Here is a 16460-nt window from a genome sequence, read left to right on the forward strand (position 1 = left end):
TTCAAAAAATCTCACATTAAGTGAGGAACTTCTGTATAAGAGACAGCCTCCTCAGGAGGTGGTTTTCAGTTATGAATAAAAAGCAATCAACTAGTACTACAGTCGTAACTATTATTTCCTGATAAAAAATCCATCATCAAGAGATTGAAATGTCATGATATTCCAATTTAGTGATTATCAGTTAACACATTGATTTACTGAAATTCACGGCTGTAGTACTAGACGCTATTCAAGTATTGAATAGCGCTTTATTAAGTGATTTGTTCAAAATACAGTCTTTTATGCTCTCGCCCTGTAGAAGAAAGCCGGAAGCTCATGGGAATCTTTCTAGCTTTACTTTTATTAAATATCTTTATGTATTTCAAATAGTCCTAATAAAATGACTTGATACCTAGCTGGTTGCCACTCTCCAACAGCTAGTATAGCTATAATTTCGGTTTGATATTTATCACAAGTATAGGTGATATATTCTACAGATAAATTGTGATAACTATAAGTAGTTATCGTTGATAATGGTTTTTCATCAATATGTTCTATTTCATACATTAACTGTATACGTAAATTATTATCTAGTTCACTAAACTCTTTTAATTTTAAAACACGGAAAGTTTTATTTTCATTGCAGATAGGATAACTAATAACATGATTTAGTTCATAAAATCCATCTTCGAGTCCATCATATATTTTTTCCAAATTAGAAATTCTTTTTATTTTCATTTTATTACCTTAATTTTTCCATCACGAACTAATTCATTAAGTCTGGATGAAAGTTCATATTGTGTACCCATACCTGGTTGTCCAAACCATGGTATTGCTTTTCCCATATCCGCTTTAATCGGTTCAACAACCTCATAAACAGTATATGGTCTATTAATGTCATTGGCTTGTAATGCCCTTACTTCAAAAGGAGCACCCGCTTGGGCAACAAAGTTTCCTTTATCAACAAACTCTCCATTTTCGTACCACCCACCATAACGGTCTATTTTTGACCCCGGTTGTAGAGTTGTAGGAGTTACATCAACAAAACCCCTGTTCGGAGGCCACGAATTTTCAGGCATCATTTTTTCTAAGGCAGGCCAGTCTTTCTTCTGTAAAAGTTCATAGGCTTTTCTGGCATCAGCTTCATTTGCGAACATACCCTCTGAGCGGCCTTTAAAAGCATCAAATGAATTTGCTTCTGCTACAAGTTTTGAAGTGCCAGATAAACCCAGAGGGTCTACCCATTTTGACGGATTATGGACATATGAGTATGGATTAAATCCACCCGCTAATCCAATTGGATCTGGACTGATGTACTGCCCGGTCTCCGGCGAAAAATATCGGTGCCGATTATAATGAAGTTGCGTTTCCTCATCAAAATACTGCCCTAAAAACCGGAAGTTACAGTCAACATGGAAATCCGGGTGATGGGAAGGTACGCCTGCGCCGCGTTCAAACTCACCCCAGGTGCTCAGCCGCTGGCTCCAGGTCAGTTCACCTTGCTCGCTAAGAATCTCCCGAACTGTACCCTGATGATCACTGACAGTATAGTGTAGTTTGCCCCGCTCAACACGCGCTGCCGGCGTCAGGCTGCCCGGTTCATATAACCAACGGACGCGGCGCGCTTCCAGCCTGGTGCCGTCAAGCTGGTACGGCACTTCCTCAATCAGTTGGTTACCGCTCCACAGGTAATCGTAACCGCCGAGCGATTTCGGGTTATCGGGTAGATCCGGCTTACCGTCCAGCCACAATTGCAAGTTAGCGGCAGTCAGTTTTCCATCGTGCTCCTTAATTTTGCGAATTCTTCTGCCAAACGGATCGTATTTGTACTGCCAGCGCGAGCCGTCCGGGGTTTCACAATGGGTGAGCTGGTTCAGTGTATCCCAGCAGTAACGCCAGACTTGTGGGCGGAAGCCGTCATGTTCCTCGATTTTTTCTATCAGCCGACCGTTGTCATCATAGCGATAATGAGTATCGCCGCGCCGCACAACCCACCCTGCCTGCTGACGCAGGGTTATCTGGGTCACCACCCCTCTAGAATCTATCGGCAGAAATTCGTTCAGGTTGCCGTTAGCGTCATAGCTGAACTGTTCTTTCCGCGATCGGTAATGGTCAAACAGAGTGTGCTCTATTTGCTCGTTGGCGTTGTAGCGATAACGGGTCTGCCCCCAGCGGTTGTCATCAATGACCTTAACATTGTAGGCCCGGTCATATTGCCAGCTGCGGTTGATGGCGGTGGCCTGTGGCGGGAAGTGCGGATCATTCTCCTGCAATTCTTGTAGAAAGTAGGGGGTGGCTCTGCCTGCTGACTGGTGTGCAAGTTGACCTGTGGCCGTGTAGCGGTTGGCGAGGATAAAGCCGTGGGTACTTTCGCGTACGGTTTCCCTCCCTAGCACATCGTGCTGGAAGGTCAGCGGCGCATGCTGATCGAACTGAAAATGGTTCAGCATACCCATCGGGTGGTAACCGAATTGCAGCGCTTTGTCGTCAAGGGATTCGCTGAGCAAGTGTCCGGTCAGGGTATCCCATTGCAGGGTAATTTCTCGCCCATTGATACGCTCACAGGTCGGCAGGCCGGTGGTTTTGTCATACTCATATTCAACCACCGCATCGGCATTGGCGGCTTTCACCAGTTGATGCCGTTGGTTGTATTCGTAAGTGGTGGTTGCTTTAAGAACCAGCAAGTTATCTTCCAGTTGCCAGCTTTCCTGTTTAACCAGCAACCCCGCAGCCGAGTAGTGCCAGCGGAGTTGCTGACCGTCGGGGTATTGTACCTGGGTGCGACGTCCCAGTTTATCGTACTGATACTCAAGGGTACGCCCGGTAAAATCGGTTTCGCGGATAATCTGCCCCGCGGCATCCCGCTCATAACGGTAAGTTTCGCCGGTGGAGGCCGTGACTGAGTTCAACCGGGTCAGACGGTCATAGCCAAAGTGCAGCATGGTGCCATCGGGGCGGGTGACCTGGGTCAGCAAATCAAACGCACCGTATTGATAACGTGTGGTGCGGCCTTCGCCGTCAGTGGCGGCCACCACACGCCGTTCACTGTCATAGGCCAGTTGCTGGGTGACGCCATCGGGCAGGGTGATTTCGGTCAGGACGCCATTAAGACCGGCATGGTCGTCGCTGTAGCGGTAACGGGTTTGCTGTTTGAGGGCATTGGTCACCCCGCGCAGACGCCTCCAGTGTATCCAGCTCCAGCCCGGTATTTTCACCATCCGGGGTCATGATGTTGGCCAGGCGCAGCTGTTTGTCGTAGGTATAGTGCCACTCGCGACCATCGGGGAGGAGGCGCCGACGCAGTTCACCGTGGGTGCCGTAGTGGTACGCCTCCTTGTTTCCCCGCGGGTTAGTCAGTTCGGTGAGGTTACCCTGCTCATCATAGTGATACCGCCAGCGCTCGCCCCCGGGCAGCACGCTTTCAATCAACTGGCCGTGGGCATCATAGCCATAGGCAAAGATGTCGCCGGTAGGCAGGGCAATTTCGGTCAGGGCACCGTCGGGGTTGTAGGTAAAGGTAGTCCAGTACCAGCCGGATGCCGTCATTGCGCACAATTTCCGCTAGGTGACCCTGTTTGTCGTAATGAAAATGAATAGTGTTCTGACGGCGGTCTGTAATGGCGGACAAACGGCGGATTTTGCCCGTCATGGCGTTGAAATGATGGGTGAGCTGGGTTTGGCTGTCGGTCAGGCTCAACGCGCCGTTCAGTTCGCCGGTCAGCAGGTAGTGGGGCAGGTGCTTATTTCGGGACGATACGGTGTTGTCCGGCGTGGGATAGTCGTAGACCACGCCGGCGGCATCCGTGTAGCGTACCTTGTTGTCACCCAGCACCAGTTGACGCGACCAGTCATCGGCCCATTTGGGCCCGAACAAACCCCGGGGACTGGCGGTAGAGCGGTAGGTGCGGGTCAGAGTGAGGGGCAGCAGGCCGGGAAGGGCAATGACCGGCCAGATCTGCAAAAAGTCACCGGTGGCCATATCGATCGGGTCACCGCCCCCCGTGGTTTTTTCCGGGTTATTGCCTTGTTTGTCGCTGGACGTATTTTTGGCTTGCTCCGGGGCGTGGTTTTCCGGTTTGTTAGGAGGAGCGGCTTCTTTAGGTCTGCCGCCGATCTTAATACCATCGCTAGCCTCTTTTGAAAGCGCTTCCGTCGTCACTTTTGTTTCTGTGGTTGCCAGTTTATTCTCCGCTGTTGCCACTGATTTAGCTTCTATTCCAACGGCTTTTTTTTGCCGCTGCAATTTCACTCTTGGCCACTGCATTACTGGCTTTGCTGGTGACAGAGGCTAATTCAGTCACGCCACTTTTTATAACACGGGTTTTCCCCGCAGGGAGTGGAGCTAAAACCATTGTCAGCTCGGCCTCAAACATTCCCCCTTTTTGTGCTCGATTGCGGGCCTTTACTTTCAAGTCATCCAGGATAGGTGTCCCAGCCTGCTTTTTCTGAGTGTCTTGAATTTCACGTATTATCTTCGCTTTTTCAGGTTCACCCTGTTTTTCATACCACCGGGCTGCTTCCTCTGAATCCTCAGTGCTCATCATATAAGCCCCTTGCGCATAGGATTCTGCGAGTCCGACCAAGGTATTATAGGTACCTTTTGCCAGCCCCTTAGCGCGCTCAACCGGATGTTTTATCGCTTCAACTTGATCACCCACTTTCTCTTTTGCCCAGTCAACAACGTTGTCTTTGGCTTCAACGGTTGCCTCCCAGGTATTTTCCCACCAATTTTTTTCCTCTGGCGTTTCTACGTTAGGAATAGCATTGGCTTCTTTCGCTGATACTTTTGCTGTTGTGGACTGACCGACAATTTTCCCTATCGTGTTGCCTTCCCCGGTTGGACTGTCATCCCGGACTTTTTTCGGTAACGGGGAATTGGGTTTGGAGTATTCAATATGGGTTCCGGGATCTTTCTGACCGATCGGTTTTTCTGTCTGATCTGTCATGCACCGTTTCCGTGCTGTTAAGGGTGACGGTCTCCGCTTTGTTCTCATTCACCTTAATGGTTTGGTTTTTCTCCACGGTTTCGCTGTGGTTGGCGAGCACATGGGTATCACGGTTGTTGAGTACCTTGGTGTACATGTCCTTCTGGGCGTGCAGGGCCAGCCGTTCACTGCCCTTGGCATCCTCAAACAGCAGTTCGTTGTAACCCTCGCCCTTGTGGGTTTTGGAGCGGAAAGCCATTTGGGTTTTGCTGCCCGGTAAGGCACCCGGTGGGATGTTACTGGCATGGTAGGTGCGGCCGATGACGATGGGTTGATCCGGATCGCCGTGCAGGAAATCCACCACGACTTCCTGCCCGATGCGTGGGATAGCCAGTATGCCCCAGCTTTGTCCTGCCCACGGCTGGCTGACCCGTATCCAGCAGGAGCTCTGGTCGTCGCTGCGCCCGTAGCGATCCCACGGGAATTGCAGGCGCACGCGCCCGTACTGGTCGCAAAAGATCTCTTCCCCGGCCGGGCCGACCACTTTGGCAATTTGCGGGCCATCGATGACGGGTTTTGGCAACGGGGCCGGGCGCCAGTGCTGGTTCTGGCGGATAAATTGGAAGTGACTGTGCAACGTTGTTCCCGTGCCACCGTTGGCGGTTTCCAGTGCCTGCGGCTGGCTGCCGCTGTGTTGGGTGGAAACGGTCTGCCAGGCATTATTCAGATCTGCCCGTGGGTGGTTATTGAGGGTGAACAGTTTGCCGGGCTGAATCGCAATGGCGTTGCCGCTGCCCTGTCCGGTCACGGCATTGCTGCGCAGGGCTTCCAGACGGTAGCGGGTGAAAGCCTTGCCGTGCTGCTCATCCTTGAAGCGGCCGGGGTAGTCGTAGTGCTCGTAGTAGATTTGTTGCAGATCTTCATCCTGCATCTGTTGGTGAAATTCCGCCGCCCAATTCGGATTCTTGAAGGTGTAATCCTTTAGCTGTACCTGCGCCGGGCGGAGCTGTGCACTGTGGGTCAGGCTGCTGACGGCAGGTTCCCCCAGCGTACTGCCTTCGCCAGGCTGATACGATAGCAGGAGACCCGGCGGTACTGAGCCACAGTCGTCGGCAAAGACCAGCGTGTTGCGCCCGTTGCCGCATTCGAAGAAGTAGAAAATGCCTTCTTCCGCAGTCAGCCGTTGCAGGAAATCGAAGTCGCTTTCCTGATATTGCACGCAAAATTCGCGCTCCGGGTGTGGATTGCGCAGACTGAAGATGACGTCGCGGATGCCGTGCTCTTTGAGAATTTTGGTGATGATGCCGGCGATATTGAGTTGCTGGAAGATGCGCGAGTTCTGCCGCAGGGTGGTGCGCCACAGATCGGGGCGGATGCTCATCCGGTAGGTGGTCTGATGTAGGCCGGTATTGCCCTGCTCAAAGCGGGTGACGATGCCCGTGATGCTGCGCTGTTCAATCCCATTGAGCAGGACAGTGAGCGTTGCCGTGCGGTCAAGCACCAGCGGAAAGTCAATGGCGGAGTCGGCACTGGCCAGCCCCACCTCCAGCAGGAATGGGTGCGAGAAATGTTCGTCCAGACTGAAATCGGTGACGACAAAGGTTTGCGCCGGTAATCCGCCTGTCGTCAGGGTGAACAGCAGACCACTGGGTGCCGGCCCGTCACCGCCCAGTCCCAGTTTTTGGCTCAGTTGTTGCAGGATCTTGCCTGCCCCCATATTACCCGCTGCGGCTTTGGCGGCCAGCCCCGGCGCGCCGAGTGCCTTACTGGCCCCGCCGGCAAAACCCCCGCCGGGGAGCAGGCTGCTGCTACCGAGACCCCCGAGAGCTTTGCCTGCCTCGCCGGCAAAGCCTCCGCCGCTGATTAGGCTGTCAGGACTGAGACCGCCAAGGGCTTTGCCCGCTCCGCCCGTCAATCCGGCATTGCCGGCAAGGCCGCTCACAGAATCGAGCATAGCGGCGGCTTTGCCCGCCCCATCCGGTAATCCGACTTTGCCGACTATTCCTGTTACGGAACGGAGTAGGTCGCTGGCGTTACCGCCCGCATCCGCTAACCGTTCTTTAGCCTGTTTTGTTATTGCTTCCTGTCCCTGTTCTAACAGTGCTTTTCCTGCCTGCAATGTTGTGAGGGACTTTTTCTCTTTCTCTGACACGGTCTGTCTCCCTATCGTGCATAAATCAAAGCATGGGTAAAAATAGTGCAAGGTAAAATGATTACAGCGAACGTGGCAGGGAACTGCCTAATGTGTGTGATAAACCGGTTCAAAACTTCACCGAGTAACTTTCATCGTCAACGGCGGGTTATGTGTCTGACGATATCTGCTTCCAAAAGTGCGCAGATGTACCACAATCTTGCTCTCCCTTGCAGGCGATAGGATCGTTAGTAACAGTTAAATACATTATCGATTGTATTAAACGGGGTCAACTTTATTATACAATAGTGAAAATAGATTAATATTTATCCGAACAATGAATAAATTATGAGATATTCCAAATTATCATACAACTACAAACTAAAAATGGTCAGATGGAAAGTCAGCAACAAAGAATAAACTGAACACGGGTACAGATTGCTAATGAGAAGACTGAGCTCTTTTCGTCGAGTTATTCATCCTTATTCTTTGTAGCGCTTTAACGCTAAAACACTTAAGATAGAAGTTTAAAAGCAGCTGTATGGGGAATAGCACTTAGTAGCTATTCTTAACGCGATTACTGGATATACTTGCACTGTTAGGAGCGTATTCCTCTTAACAATTGCTCCATGGCAACTAATGCTTGTGTTAGCCTTTCTTTATTGTTTTCAGATTCAGCGATCCAGAACGCAGCTTCGGTTAAGCTACCATAGATTAACAAAGCCAAAGCTTCAGGATTGGACGGTACCACAATTCCTTGCTGCATAAGTTGTGCTAGCAGTTTTTGCATGGACTCGATGCAATGTTGCTGTTCCCCTGGGGAAGGATGGCCTAAGACCGATTTGGCATCACGTAATACTATGCGCTGGATCTCTGGTTCTTGCGCCATTTCTAAGTATGCTCGACAGCGATTCCTGAAGCCAGTCCAAGCATCAGTAGTACTATCTGAAATATCCCGCAATCGTGCATCCATTTCAGTATCAATCTGAGCTACCACCGCCACCAGAAGGCCTTTTTTGTCACCAAAGTGGTGATAGAGTGCACCACGTGTCAGGTTGGCCTGTGCTGTAAGATTGTCCATTGAAGTGTTGGCATAGCCTAGTTCACCGAAAATCTTGCGGGCAGTTGCTAGCAACGTAATGCGAGTCTTCTCCATCTCAGTTCGAGTACGCCGAACCATAATATTCTCCTTTTGGTAAAAATATTGTTAAGCCATTTACATACGCAGCGTATGTATTATCCCTATCCAACGGTGTTTTGGCAAATTGGGTATAAAAAAGAAACAAGGAGAAATGGTGTGACTAATTCATATCGTGAACTATTTAATGCTAATGGCACAAAAAGTTTTTCTCTGGCCGGTCTATTAGCACGTATACCGCTACCAATGACTGGTATCGGCATCATTACTATGTTGTCTCAGTTACGCAATAGCTATGGTTTGGCTGGTGCCGTTGCAGCCACTTTTGTACTGACCTTTGCGCTAATGTCGCCGCAAATTTCACGTCTGGTAGATCGTCATGGTCAAAATAGGATATTGCCAATTGCTGCCGGTATTAGTGTACTAGGTATCTTATTGTTACTCGCTTTTTCATATTGGCAGATGCCTGATTGGACTCTGTTCATAGGTGCTGTGTTAGCTGGTTTCATACCGAGTATGTCGGCAATGGTACGTGCCCGCTGGACTGCTATCTACCGAGGTAAATCTCATCTACAAACTGCGTACTCACTAGAAACGGTATTTGATGAAATTACTTTCATCGCAGGACCTCCTCTATCTGTAGGACTCAGTGTGGCCGTATTTCCTCAAGCCGGTGTGTTGGTGGCAGCAGTATTACTTGCTATTGGTGTAATGATATTTGTTGCACTACGTGGTACTGAACCTCCAGTAGAGCAACATAACGTAGTGATAGGCAATACCAGCTCAGTTATTCGATTATCGGATGTTCGGTTGCTAACCTTGTTGATGATCGCAATGGGTATCATTGTCGGGACAGTGGATATTGTAAGTGTGGCATTTGCTAAGCAGATGGGACAGCCGACTGGTGCTAGTTTCGTTTTGTCTGCGTATGCTATTGGATCCTGTTTAGCCGGTTTACTATTTGGGGCACTCAAGTTAAAAACTCCGTTGCATCAACTACTATTGTTAGGAGGATTAGCAACTGCAGCAACGACATTGCCATTTTTGCTTGTTAGCAATATTGCTAGTTTGGCTTGCACAGTGTTTATTGCTGGATTGTTCTTTGCCCCTACTATGATTGTAGTAATGTCCTTGGTTGAACGTATAGTGCCAGAAAATCAATTAACTGAAGGTATGACTTGGGTGTTAGCGGGGTTGAATGTCGGAGTTGCGCTTGGGGCAGCAGCATCCGGTCAAGTAGTAGATATGGAAAGTGCTCGTGGTGGCTTTATCGTTTCTTTGATCGCGGGAGGGATAGTAGTGTTTGTGGCATTGTGGGGATACCGTCGTATGCAGGAATACTCATCTGAAACACAGTGTTCTACGTAATTTTGGCAGGGCTATATGACTTTTCATAATAGTGAGAGACTAAGACTCGCGGAGAGCATGACTCCCCGCTTCGCGGGGAAATATAACATGCATCTTGAAGTTGGATTGGTATAGTTGTAATAACTGGAGCGAGTTCAGGAATCGGTCAAGCAACCGCAAAATTACTTTCTTCATATGTCTATCCACTACTTTTAATCGCTCGACGAATAGAACGAATGGAAAGCCTAAATTTGCCAAGTACATTATGTCTGGCAGTTGACGTGACCGATAAAAAATCATTTTCCAAAGCAATAGAACAAGCAGAACAAAAGGTTGGGCCTGTTGATGCTCTAATTAACAATGCAGGAGTCATGCTGTTAGGAAGCATGGAATTACAAGATCCTAACGAATGGGAACAAATGTTAAATGTTAATGTGAAAGGAATGATGAATGGTATTAGCGCTGTAACGAAAGGAATGATAAATAGAAAAAACGGAACTATGATAAATATCAGCTCAGTAGCCGGACGCAAAACTTTTCCTAATCATACCGTTTATATTGGTACAAAATTCGCTGTACATGGAATGAGCGAGAATTTAAGAGAAGAACTTTCAAAGCACAATATAAGAGTCACAATAATTGCGCCTAGTGCAGTCGAAACTGAGCTATTAAGCCACACATCCGATAAAAAAATAAAAGAAGAATACCAAGACTGGAAAAAAATAAAAGAAGAATACCAAGACTGGAAAAAAATATGGGGGCTGAGATTCTAACCCCAGAAGATGTCGCTAAGGCTATAAATTATGCTTACAGCCAACCTCAAAATATCTGTATCAGAGAAATTGTTCTTGCGTCCACTAAGCAAGAAGCTTAAAACCCAATTAAATGGGCACTGTTACAGAATTTGATTTCTATAAAAAATGGAATTCTATTGCCACAACATATTGCGTTTGTAGTCATAGAAATAACAAAATGTGGTAGGGAAACCATCCCCAGCAAAAATTTGCAACAGCGCCAACATAAACAGGGTGTTTTATGTTTAGGTATGTTGGCTTCTATTACTGAGCTTGAAAATTGAATTGCCACAGGTTTAATTGATAACTCAAAGTTATTATAGGCTGACTTTGCCACGGTTGAAGCTCCAGCTCTATGGGCATCTGCTATTGGCACGGTGCCGCCTTGCAAGATCTTGGGGCTGGTATGCGCGTAAAGCGGACATGGTGTAAGTCCAAAGTGTCTACGTTATCATGCGAAATTAATGTAATAAAAAACCCGCACAAGGCGGGTTCATTTTATTATCAGCAGAGCTTAGCTGCTCAGACTATTGCCTTCATCGCTATTGTAAGTGTCGCTAATAATTAGCAACGCTTACAGCGCTGTGACGTTTCCAGCTGCAGGGCCTTTAGCGCCATTTTCAATAGTGAAGGAGACTTGCTGACCTTCATCAAGCGTTTTGTAGTTGTCACTCTGGATAGCAGAGAAATGTACGAATACATCCTTGCTGCCGTCGTTCGGAGTGATAAAGCCAAAACCTTTATCTGCGTTAAACCATTTTACTAAACCAGTCATTTTATTAGACATAGATACTTCCTTTATTGATGAGCCACTAAGAGTGGCGATGATGGCCTGTAATTCGAGTTACTTATTTGGCACTTAGGAGGAGGCTCATGAAGAAGGATATCTGTAGATAACACCTGAACTGAGGACTGCTTTACTAAAACTGCTTTCATAAGGTCTGTATTCCAAACCGATGGCGATATTAAGACATAGATAAATTATTTTAGCAACGTTTATATTTTTTATTTTAACCAATTAAACTACTTAAACACCCTGCAGCTGATGTCCATTAGCTGCAGATCATGACAATATCAGACACTAATCTCCCAGTGATCGACAGATATTATAAGTATCCTGCAAAACCGGTCCATTCAATTTTAGAGGCCTTCCGATATGCGCGAGGAACGGACATCAACACCACCATCTGACAGTTCGATATATCGATTCTATCGAAGTGTTTTACAAGTGTGTTCAAAGGAATTGTCACCCAGATTATGCCAGTCAGAGACCTTTGAACATGCCTCCTTGTGAGGTTAGATTAACTCTACTGGTGTGAGGACAGTCCAATTTGTTGAAACTGCACAGAAGCAAGTTTTTCCGACACCTTCATCATTTCATCGTATTCCGGGTAGCCAGAAATCATGTCGCAAAAATAGTTGTGGTAGGCGGCAAGCCAAGAGAACTTGGAGAGCACCGCAGGGATTGGCGCATAAGCTTTTAGTGCTCGCTCAATTTGCTTCTTATGAAGAAGAAGAGATTTAGTATCAAGAAACTGCTGTTCATCACCATCAATAATACATTCTGTCAGATAGTTAAGAAAATAACGGCCATCAGGTCCTTTTAGCACATCTCTACGTTGTGGCGCAATTTCACCAGAGTAATAACCGATGTGTATATCCACCAACTTCATTGTTCTATCACAAAGAACGACTACGGGGTTAACGGCTACTTTGCTTTCTAGATGATATGCATCCAGCAATGCTGCACCATAAACGCTATTTTCATCCATAAATAGCTGACCAACAGCAAGACCACCTCGGATAAAGAATCCTTTAAGCGCCATCTGGAATTGGTATTTTATGATAGACCAGAGAATGAATCCGAATTCTGATTCCATGTCTTCACTAAACTGAGGATGTGCTAGCACCACGTTATCAGTGAACGACTTGAAGTAAAGCATCGACTCGCTGGTGTTCTCCTTAAACTTGTCGATGCTTCTGGCGAGAATTTGGTGAAAATCCATCAGTAGAATATCTTCAGTCCCATCTTCATAGCTGGTGCGAATCCTCTCTGAGAAGCCCAAGACATCTAGAAAGGCACAATAGGACATCCGGTGAACAGGCATTCCAGAATAGAAATAGTCAGACTTTTGTTGAGTGCTTTTGTATGTACGTTTTGTCATAGCATCGAAAGATTTTTAGTGAAATTTTAATGTTGCAGCTGAGCCACCCAGTGCTCGTGGAAATTAAACGGCTTTGGCGTCTCGTCTCTTGCGAGCTTTCATTGTGGGTCCCTCCAACAGGGGGGTGAGTCCTGCGATTCAAGGATATGCTGGCTCTATCAGAGATAAATATACTGGATCACATCTATGTGGTAGGGCGAGTACTATATCGCTATCCAGTGGCCTTTTTATTAGAAAGGCCAATTCTTTAGGGCTGTATCATGCTGAAAATATTAATTTAAGGTTTTTCAACTGTTGATGATGGGGGAAATCATTCAATGCTTCGTTAATCAACGAAACTTTAGTTATATTTTTTCCACCACCTCCCTGTCGCAGGATACGTAGGGCAGACAGCCAATTAGCACGTCCTGATCCTGAAAGACGAAGCCTTGAAGTATCACCACCTGAACGGAGCCAAATATCTTCATCCTGTGGTCCTGCGGGATATAGTTCGCAAAAAACTTCACCTAATTCACGCCAGATATCCAGTTTTTCATTTTGTATCACAGTATCAGTAAGTTTATTCACTCCTCCACGGTCTAAAGCTATTGGGAAATTATCCTCGAGATCGCTAGCCTTGAAAATAGGATGCTGCTCATCAGATGCCGCTAAACGTACTTGTTCCGATACATGATTGAACATCTCAAATACCCTAATGACCCCATCACCATGGGTACGCCCTCCTCCACGAAGAACGCTCAGTAGATGCTCCGTAAACAAGCTATTACGAGCTCCTTTGAACACCAATGAGTATTCAGAAGCTCTGGACGAGGCAATTAACACACGGCCACTTCCCTCAGCTAGCCTACTTAGTGATTTTTCCGAATATCCCAGATTTGCAGAGCTGTTGTTCAGACCTTTGAAACTTACCGATGCTCCTGAGTGGCAAGCATCTATAAAAACAACAACCCTTCTAGCTTGGATATTTTTCAGCGCTAACGAAAATTCCTGCTCGGACATTACGCTCTCAATAAAATTATCCATAGAGCAGTCAAACGGAATTAATGCACTTGAAGCTTCAGCACCTTCATCTAATCGAGCGCCATGCCCAGAAAAGAAAATTGTTACAGTGTCGTTTGGTTTAGCTCGATCAGCTAATGCGTTTAGTTCACGGCGCATCGCAACGAGTGTTGCATCACTGTCCAGCAAAGTAGCAACGTTTGAAGTTTTATAACCACAGTGTGCGGGGGACGTCAGTGTCGAATACATATCGCGACCATCATTAAGCACAGTAGCTGGCAACCGGTTAACTTGAGAATAGTTGGCTACTGAAATAATCAGCGCATGTCCTTCAGAAAAATCACCTTCCTTATTATGCATCTTTTGCTCTTTTTCATCCATTTTCATTCATTGAACTATTTTAGAAATATCGAATTGTCCGTAGGGCGTTGAGTTTATCGTTTTGAGGATAATCAGTCTGCATTTCTTCAAACAGCCTATTCATGTAAGGCCTACGTCCTCGCTGTAAATAAGAAATCGCATCATGCCAACGATTTCTTCCTGAACCATTAACTTTCAAATCGGCATCTTTTCCTCCAGCACGATCCCAAAGCCCTTGATCATCTGGCCCATTAGGATACAGCTCGACTGCAAGTTCCTCTAGTAATGCCCATTTCTCTGAATATGAAACATCCGATAGTCCCAGAACGAATCTCCAGAATCGACTAACCATGCTATAACACTGTGTTAAGGCTGGTTTTAAGTCGTTGCGACCTTGTTGTGTAAGCCTTAGCAGGTTTTCTACAATTTGATGCCAACGTCGGTTTTGAATAAGATGTCCTAATTCCTCCGCATCAGTATTTCGTAATGGTTTAATTAATGCGTTTTCATTTAACCATCGCAGGACACGGGACTCTTCAAGGTTTGATAAATAGTTAATAACTCTCAAAACATCACCAATATCAGCCTTGTCACAGCGTAATACAACGGCTAGCTTCTCATTTGTCAAAATAGCCATTTCAAGTTCATTATCTGGAGGGTTTACATATCCTTTTAAAGCATAATGAAGCCAACCAGTAGCTGTTGCACGTAGGCAATTACCTCGAGCTGGTTCCGGGAGGAAATTCCAAATATCTGTATTCTTAATGTATTTACTGAGATCTGCCAACGGTGTGAATGAAAGCACTTCAATCAAGTGTAGGTTTGTTTCAGAACCTTGTATCAGATTCTGAAGAACTGTAGAAAATGCGCCATATGGATCATTTGGTCCTTTCCACGCTTCAGAATTTAAAGTTAGAGTGTAACACCAGAGGTCTTGTACAGGTCTTAAAGTGAAATTCAGAGTTCCTAATAGAGAAGGGTTATTCGCTATTCTTTCTGCTGCAATCTGAAGCAATCGGGGCTCGTTAGGTAGAGCTAATGACAACTCTATTGTTTCCATAGAGCTAGTGCTTCGCAATGCAGCACGAAGACCACTTAACTCAGTTGATCTAATATCCACTAAAAGCTGACGTGCAATTGATTCTGAAGGCGTAAGACATGCGCTTGCTGCGGTACCATGGAGTTTTAACCATTTTTTGCTTTGGGCAACCCCCGCGCAAGCATGGTCTGCTGTATCGTGTGCTATGGGAATGGCCGTGGCAACTCATCGGTTTTATTGTGATGTCCTGGCTATTCAGCCTGTTGCTGGAATATCTCGGTATGACTTTTTTCTGGCAGGATGAGGGCGCTTCTCACAGCCAGACGATGATGAAAACGGAGTTGCAATTTTTATCCACGGAATTTACCCGGAGCCTGCTGTTATCCGAACCCTCCCCAACGGTCTCTGACTGGCTGGCACAGGCGTATCAATGGCTGTTTGTGGACAGTGGTTTTATGCGCTGGATACAGGGGCAGCGGCAATATCCACTCAATCACAGCCATGATTTTAGGCGTGAATTCAATGCCGTATTACAGGAGGTATCGGGCTATTTGCAGGATTACGGGCTGGCCACGGTGTTTATCACGATGGTGACGCTGATCCGGCTGGCGATCCTGGTGCTATCCGTTCCGCTGTTTGTGATGGTGTTTTTAGTCGCACTGGTTGACGGGCTGGGACGGCGAGATTTACGGCGTTACGGGGCGGGATATGAATCGAGTTTTGTTTACCATCACGCCAAACGGGGGATTAAACCGGCCTGCACCATTCCCTGTATGTTGTATTTATCCTGGCCGAGTGTGGTGTATCCCACGGTGATATTGTTGCCAGCGGCGATAGTGTTGGGTATGGCGGTGGTAATAACAACCTCAATGTTTAAGAAATATATATGAGGAGCTGGATGATGTAATACAAAACGGATTTTTGTTTTGTATTACATCATCAGCAGATAAGCCGCACGGCTGCGCGTCAGTCTTCCCGGTTAATGCGGATACGTTGACTGAACATTAATGACATGCGTCATCCATTCAAACCAATCTCCGGCAGTATAGGCGCCCTTGCTTGCACTCAGCACCGTATTTTCCGTATCAATATGAAAACGCTGGTGCGAGATATCCTGACAATAGTCCATAAAAGGTTCGTCGATACGATGAAGCTGGATGGCGGCGGCTTCCTTTCTGGAGGAAGGAAAAAACGCCCCACCGACTTCCGCGAACATGTCCGCATCATCCTGTTGTGTACCACAATGTTCGCAGTGATTTATCCAGTGCGTTCGGCGTATTCGTCGCCCCCCTGTTTTGCGCAAAGTGTGGTGAAAGCCAGATAATACATTGCGCACGGTGGTGGGAATGTCGGCGACATAAAACAGAAACGCCGGGCTGTCCTGCTCAGAGTAGTCCACTTCAGTGTTGGTTTCGTCGTCATCTTCATCTTCATCGTCATCATCCGCTTCCAGCATTTTATGCCCGGCAGGCAACATAAACGCGGTGACGGTGGTGTGTTCCTGGCAGTGTGGGCACGGCGTCCGGGTCTGGGCGAGATACCAGAATTCGGCATGGACATTGTAGAACGGTAACCAGTTCATA

Annotated in this window: 15 protein-coding genes; 3 read left to right on the plus strand and 12 right to left on the minus strand. The window is 47.0% G+C overall.

The features are described from left to right. Nucleotides 1-342: 342 nt before the first annotated feature. The 7 genes from AAY47_RS09060 to AAY47_RS09080 all read right to left on the minus strand — a co-directional run bounded on the left by AAY47_RS09060 (nt 343) and on the right by AAY47_RS09080 (nt 8215). Complete coding sequence (locus AAY47_RS09060; RefSeq protein WP_047769050.1) at nt 343-717, minus strand: hypothetical protein; 375 nt, start codon at nt 715-717, stop codon at nt 343-345. Then, entirely contained in the window at nt 714-3146 is a 2433-nt protein-coding gene (locus AAY47_RS22650; RefSeq protein WP_053014237.1) for a glycohydrolase toxin TNT-related protein, read from the minus strand. Before AAY47_RS22650 ends, AAY47_RS09060 begins: the two co-directional genes overlap by 4 nt. Continuing rightward, nucleotides 3085-3525, minus strand: a complete 441-nt coding sequence (locus AAY47_RS22655; protein WP_053014238.1) for an RHS repeat domain-containing protein — start codon at nt 3523-3525, stop codon at nt 3085-3087. Before AAY47_RS22655 ends, AAY47_RS22650 begins: the two co-directional genes overlap by 62 nt. Then, nucleotides 3422-4243, minus strand: a complete 822-nt coding sequence (locus AAY47_RS22660; RefSeq protein WP_235428324.1) for a DUF6531 domain-containing protein — start codon at nt 4241-4243, stop codon at nt 3422-3424. Before AAY47_RS22660 ends, AAY47_RS22655 begins: the two co-directional genes overlap by 104 nt. Beyond that, entirely contained in the window at nt 4185-4925 is a 741-nt protein-coding gene (locus AAY47_RS22665) for a hypothetical protein (RefSeq protein WP_047769052.1), read from the minus strand. Before AAY47_RS22665 ends, AAY47_RS22660 begins: the two co-directional genes overlap by 59 nt. Next, the gene (locus AAY47_RS09075; RefSeq protein ID WP_083446688.1) at nt 4870-6858 is read right to left on the minus strand and encodes a type VI secretion system tip protein VgrG; all 1989 of its coding nucleotides are present in this window, start codon (nt 6856-6858) and stop codon (nt 4870-4872) included. The genes AAY47_RS22665 and AAY47_RS09075 overlap by 56 nt, the downstream gene beginning before the upstream one ends. Nucleotides 6859-7633: 775 nt before the next feature. Continuing rightward, nucleotides 7634-8215 (minus strand): TetR/AcrR family transcriptional regulator, encoded by a 582-nt coding sequence (locus AAY47_RS09080; protein ID WP_047769055.1) that lies wholly within the window; start codon nt 8213-8215, stop codon nt 7634-7636. Between the two features lie 117 nt (nt 8216-8332). On the opposite strand from AAY47_RS09080, the gene AAY47_RS09085 reads away from it, so the two are divergent. Further along, nucleotides 8333-9541 (plus strand): MFS transporter, encoded by a 1209-nt coding sequence (locus tag AAY47_RS09085; protein ID WP_047769057.1) that lies wholly within the window; start codon nt 8333-8335, stop codon nt 9539-9541. Nucleotides 9542-9681: 140 nt separating this feature from the next. Then, nucleotides 9682-10293 carry an SDR family oxidoreductase gene (locus tag AAY47_RS09090; RefSeq protein WP_235428325.1) on the plus strand — a complete coding sequence of 204 codons (612 nt, stop codon included), beginning with the start codon at nt 9682-9684 and terminating at the stop codon, nt 10291-10293. 595 nt (nt 10294-10888) lie between these two features. On the opposite strand, the gene cspA is transcribed toward AAY47_RS09090, so the two are convergent. From cspA to AAY47_RS09110, 4 genes are all read right to left on the minus strand, one after another. Then, the gene (gene cspA / locus AAY47_RS09095) at nt 10889-11101 is read right to left on the minus strand and encodes an RNA chaperone/antiterminator CspA (RefSeq protein ID WP_047769059.1); all 213 of its coding nucleotides are present in this window, start codon (nt 11099-11101) and stop codon (nt 10889-10891) included. 520 nt (nt 11102-11621) lie between these two features. Next, a complete protein-coding gene (locus AAY47_RS09100) occupies nt 11622-12479 on the minus strand; it encodes a hypothetical protein (RefSeq protein ID WP_152669792.1) in 858 nt (285 codons plus the stop codon). A 258-nt stretch (nt 12480-12737) separates the two neighbouring features. Then, nucleotides 12738-13859, minus strand: coding sequence for a caspase family protein (locus AAY47_RS09105; protein ID WP_200897757.1), 1122 nt, complete (start codon nt 13857-13859; stop codon nt 12738-12740). A 19-nt stretch (nt 13860-13878) separates the two neighbouring features. Then, nucleotides 13879-14898 carry an effector-associated domain EAD1-containing protein gene (locus AAY47_RS09110; protein ID WP_047769063.1) on the minus strand — a complete coding sequence of 340 codons (1020 nt, stop codon included), beginning with the start codon at nt 14896-14898 and terminating at the stop codon, nt 13879-13881. A gap of 98 nt (nt 14899-14996) precedes the next feature. Between AAY47_RS09110 and AAY47_RS09115 the strand changes: the two genes are divergently transcribed. Beyond that, nucleotides 14997-15767, plus strand: coding sequence for a TIGR03747 family integrating conjugative element membrane protein (locus AAY47_RS09115; protein ID WP_047769066.1), 771 nt, complete (start codon nt 14997-14999; stop codon nt 15765-15767). 89 nt (nt 15768-15856) lie between these two features. Here the strand turns inward: AAY47_RS09115 and AAY47_RS09120 are convergent. Next, a partial coding sequence (locus AAY47_RS09120; RefSeq protein WP_047769068.1) for a hypothetical protein occupies nt 15857-16460 on the minus strand: 604 nt, incomplete at its 5' end.

Origin of the sequence: Xenorhabdus griffiniae (assembly GCF_001028135.1) — a bacterium.
GTDB lineage: Bacteria > Pseudomonadota > Gammaproteobacteria > Enterobacterales > Enterobacteriaceae > Xenorhabdus > Xenorhabdus bakwenae.

Coding starts and splice junctions, on each gene's coding strand:
- cspA (WP_047769059.1), bottom strand. CDS start 11,101: ATGTCTAATAAAATGACTGGTTTAGTAAAATGGTTTAACGCAGATAAA.
- AAY47_RS09110 (WP_047769063.1), bottom strand. CDS start 14,898: ATGGAAACAATAGAGTTGTCATTAGCTCTACCTAACGAGCCCCGATTG.
- AAY47_RS09100 (WP_152669792.1), bottom strand. CDS start 12,479: ATGACAAAACGTACATACAAAAGCACTCAACAAAAGTCTGACTATTTC.
- AAY47_RS09075 (WP_083446688.1), bottom strand. CDS start 6,858: ATGCTCGATTCTGTGAGCGGCCTTGCCGGCAATGCCGGATTGACGGGC.
- AAY47_RS09080 (WP_047769055.1), bottom strand. CDS start 8,215: ATGGTTCGGCGTACTCGAACTGAGATGGAGAAGACTCGCATTACGTTG.
- AAY47_RS22665 (WP_047769052.1), bottom strand. CDS start 4,925: ATGACAGATCAGACAGAAAAACCGATCGGTCAGAAAGATCCCGGAACC.
- AAY47_RS22655 (WP_053014238.1), bottom strand. CDS start 3,525: ATGACGGCATCCGGCTGGTACTGGACTACCTTTACCTACAACCCCGAC.
- AAY47_RS22660 (WP_235428324.1), bottom strand. CDS start 4,243: ATGCAGTGGCCAAGAGTGAAATTGCAGCGGCAAAAAAAAGCCGTTGGA.
- AAY47_RS09060 (WP_047769050.1), bottom strand. CDS start 717: ATGAAAATAAAAAGAATTTCTAATTTGGAAAAAATATATGATGGACTC.
- AAY47_RS09115 (WP_047769066.1), top strand. CDS start 14,997: ATGCGCTTGCTGCGGTACCATGGAGTTTTAACCATTTTTTGCTTTGGG.
- AAY47_RS09105 (WP_200897757.1), bottom strand. CDS start 13,859: ATGGATGAAAAAGAGCAAAAGATGCATAATAAGGAAGGTGATTTTTCT.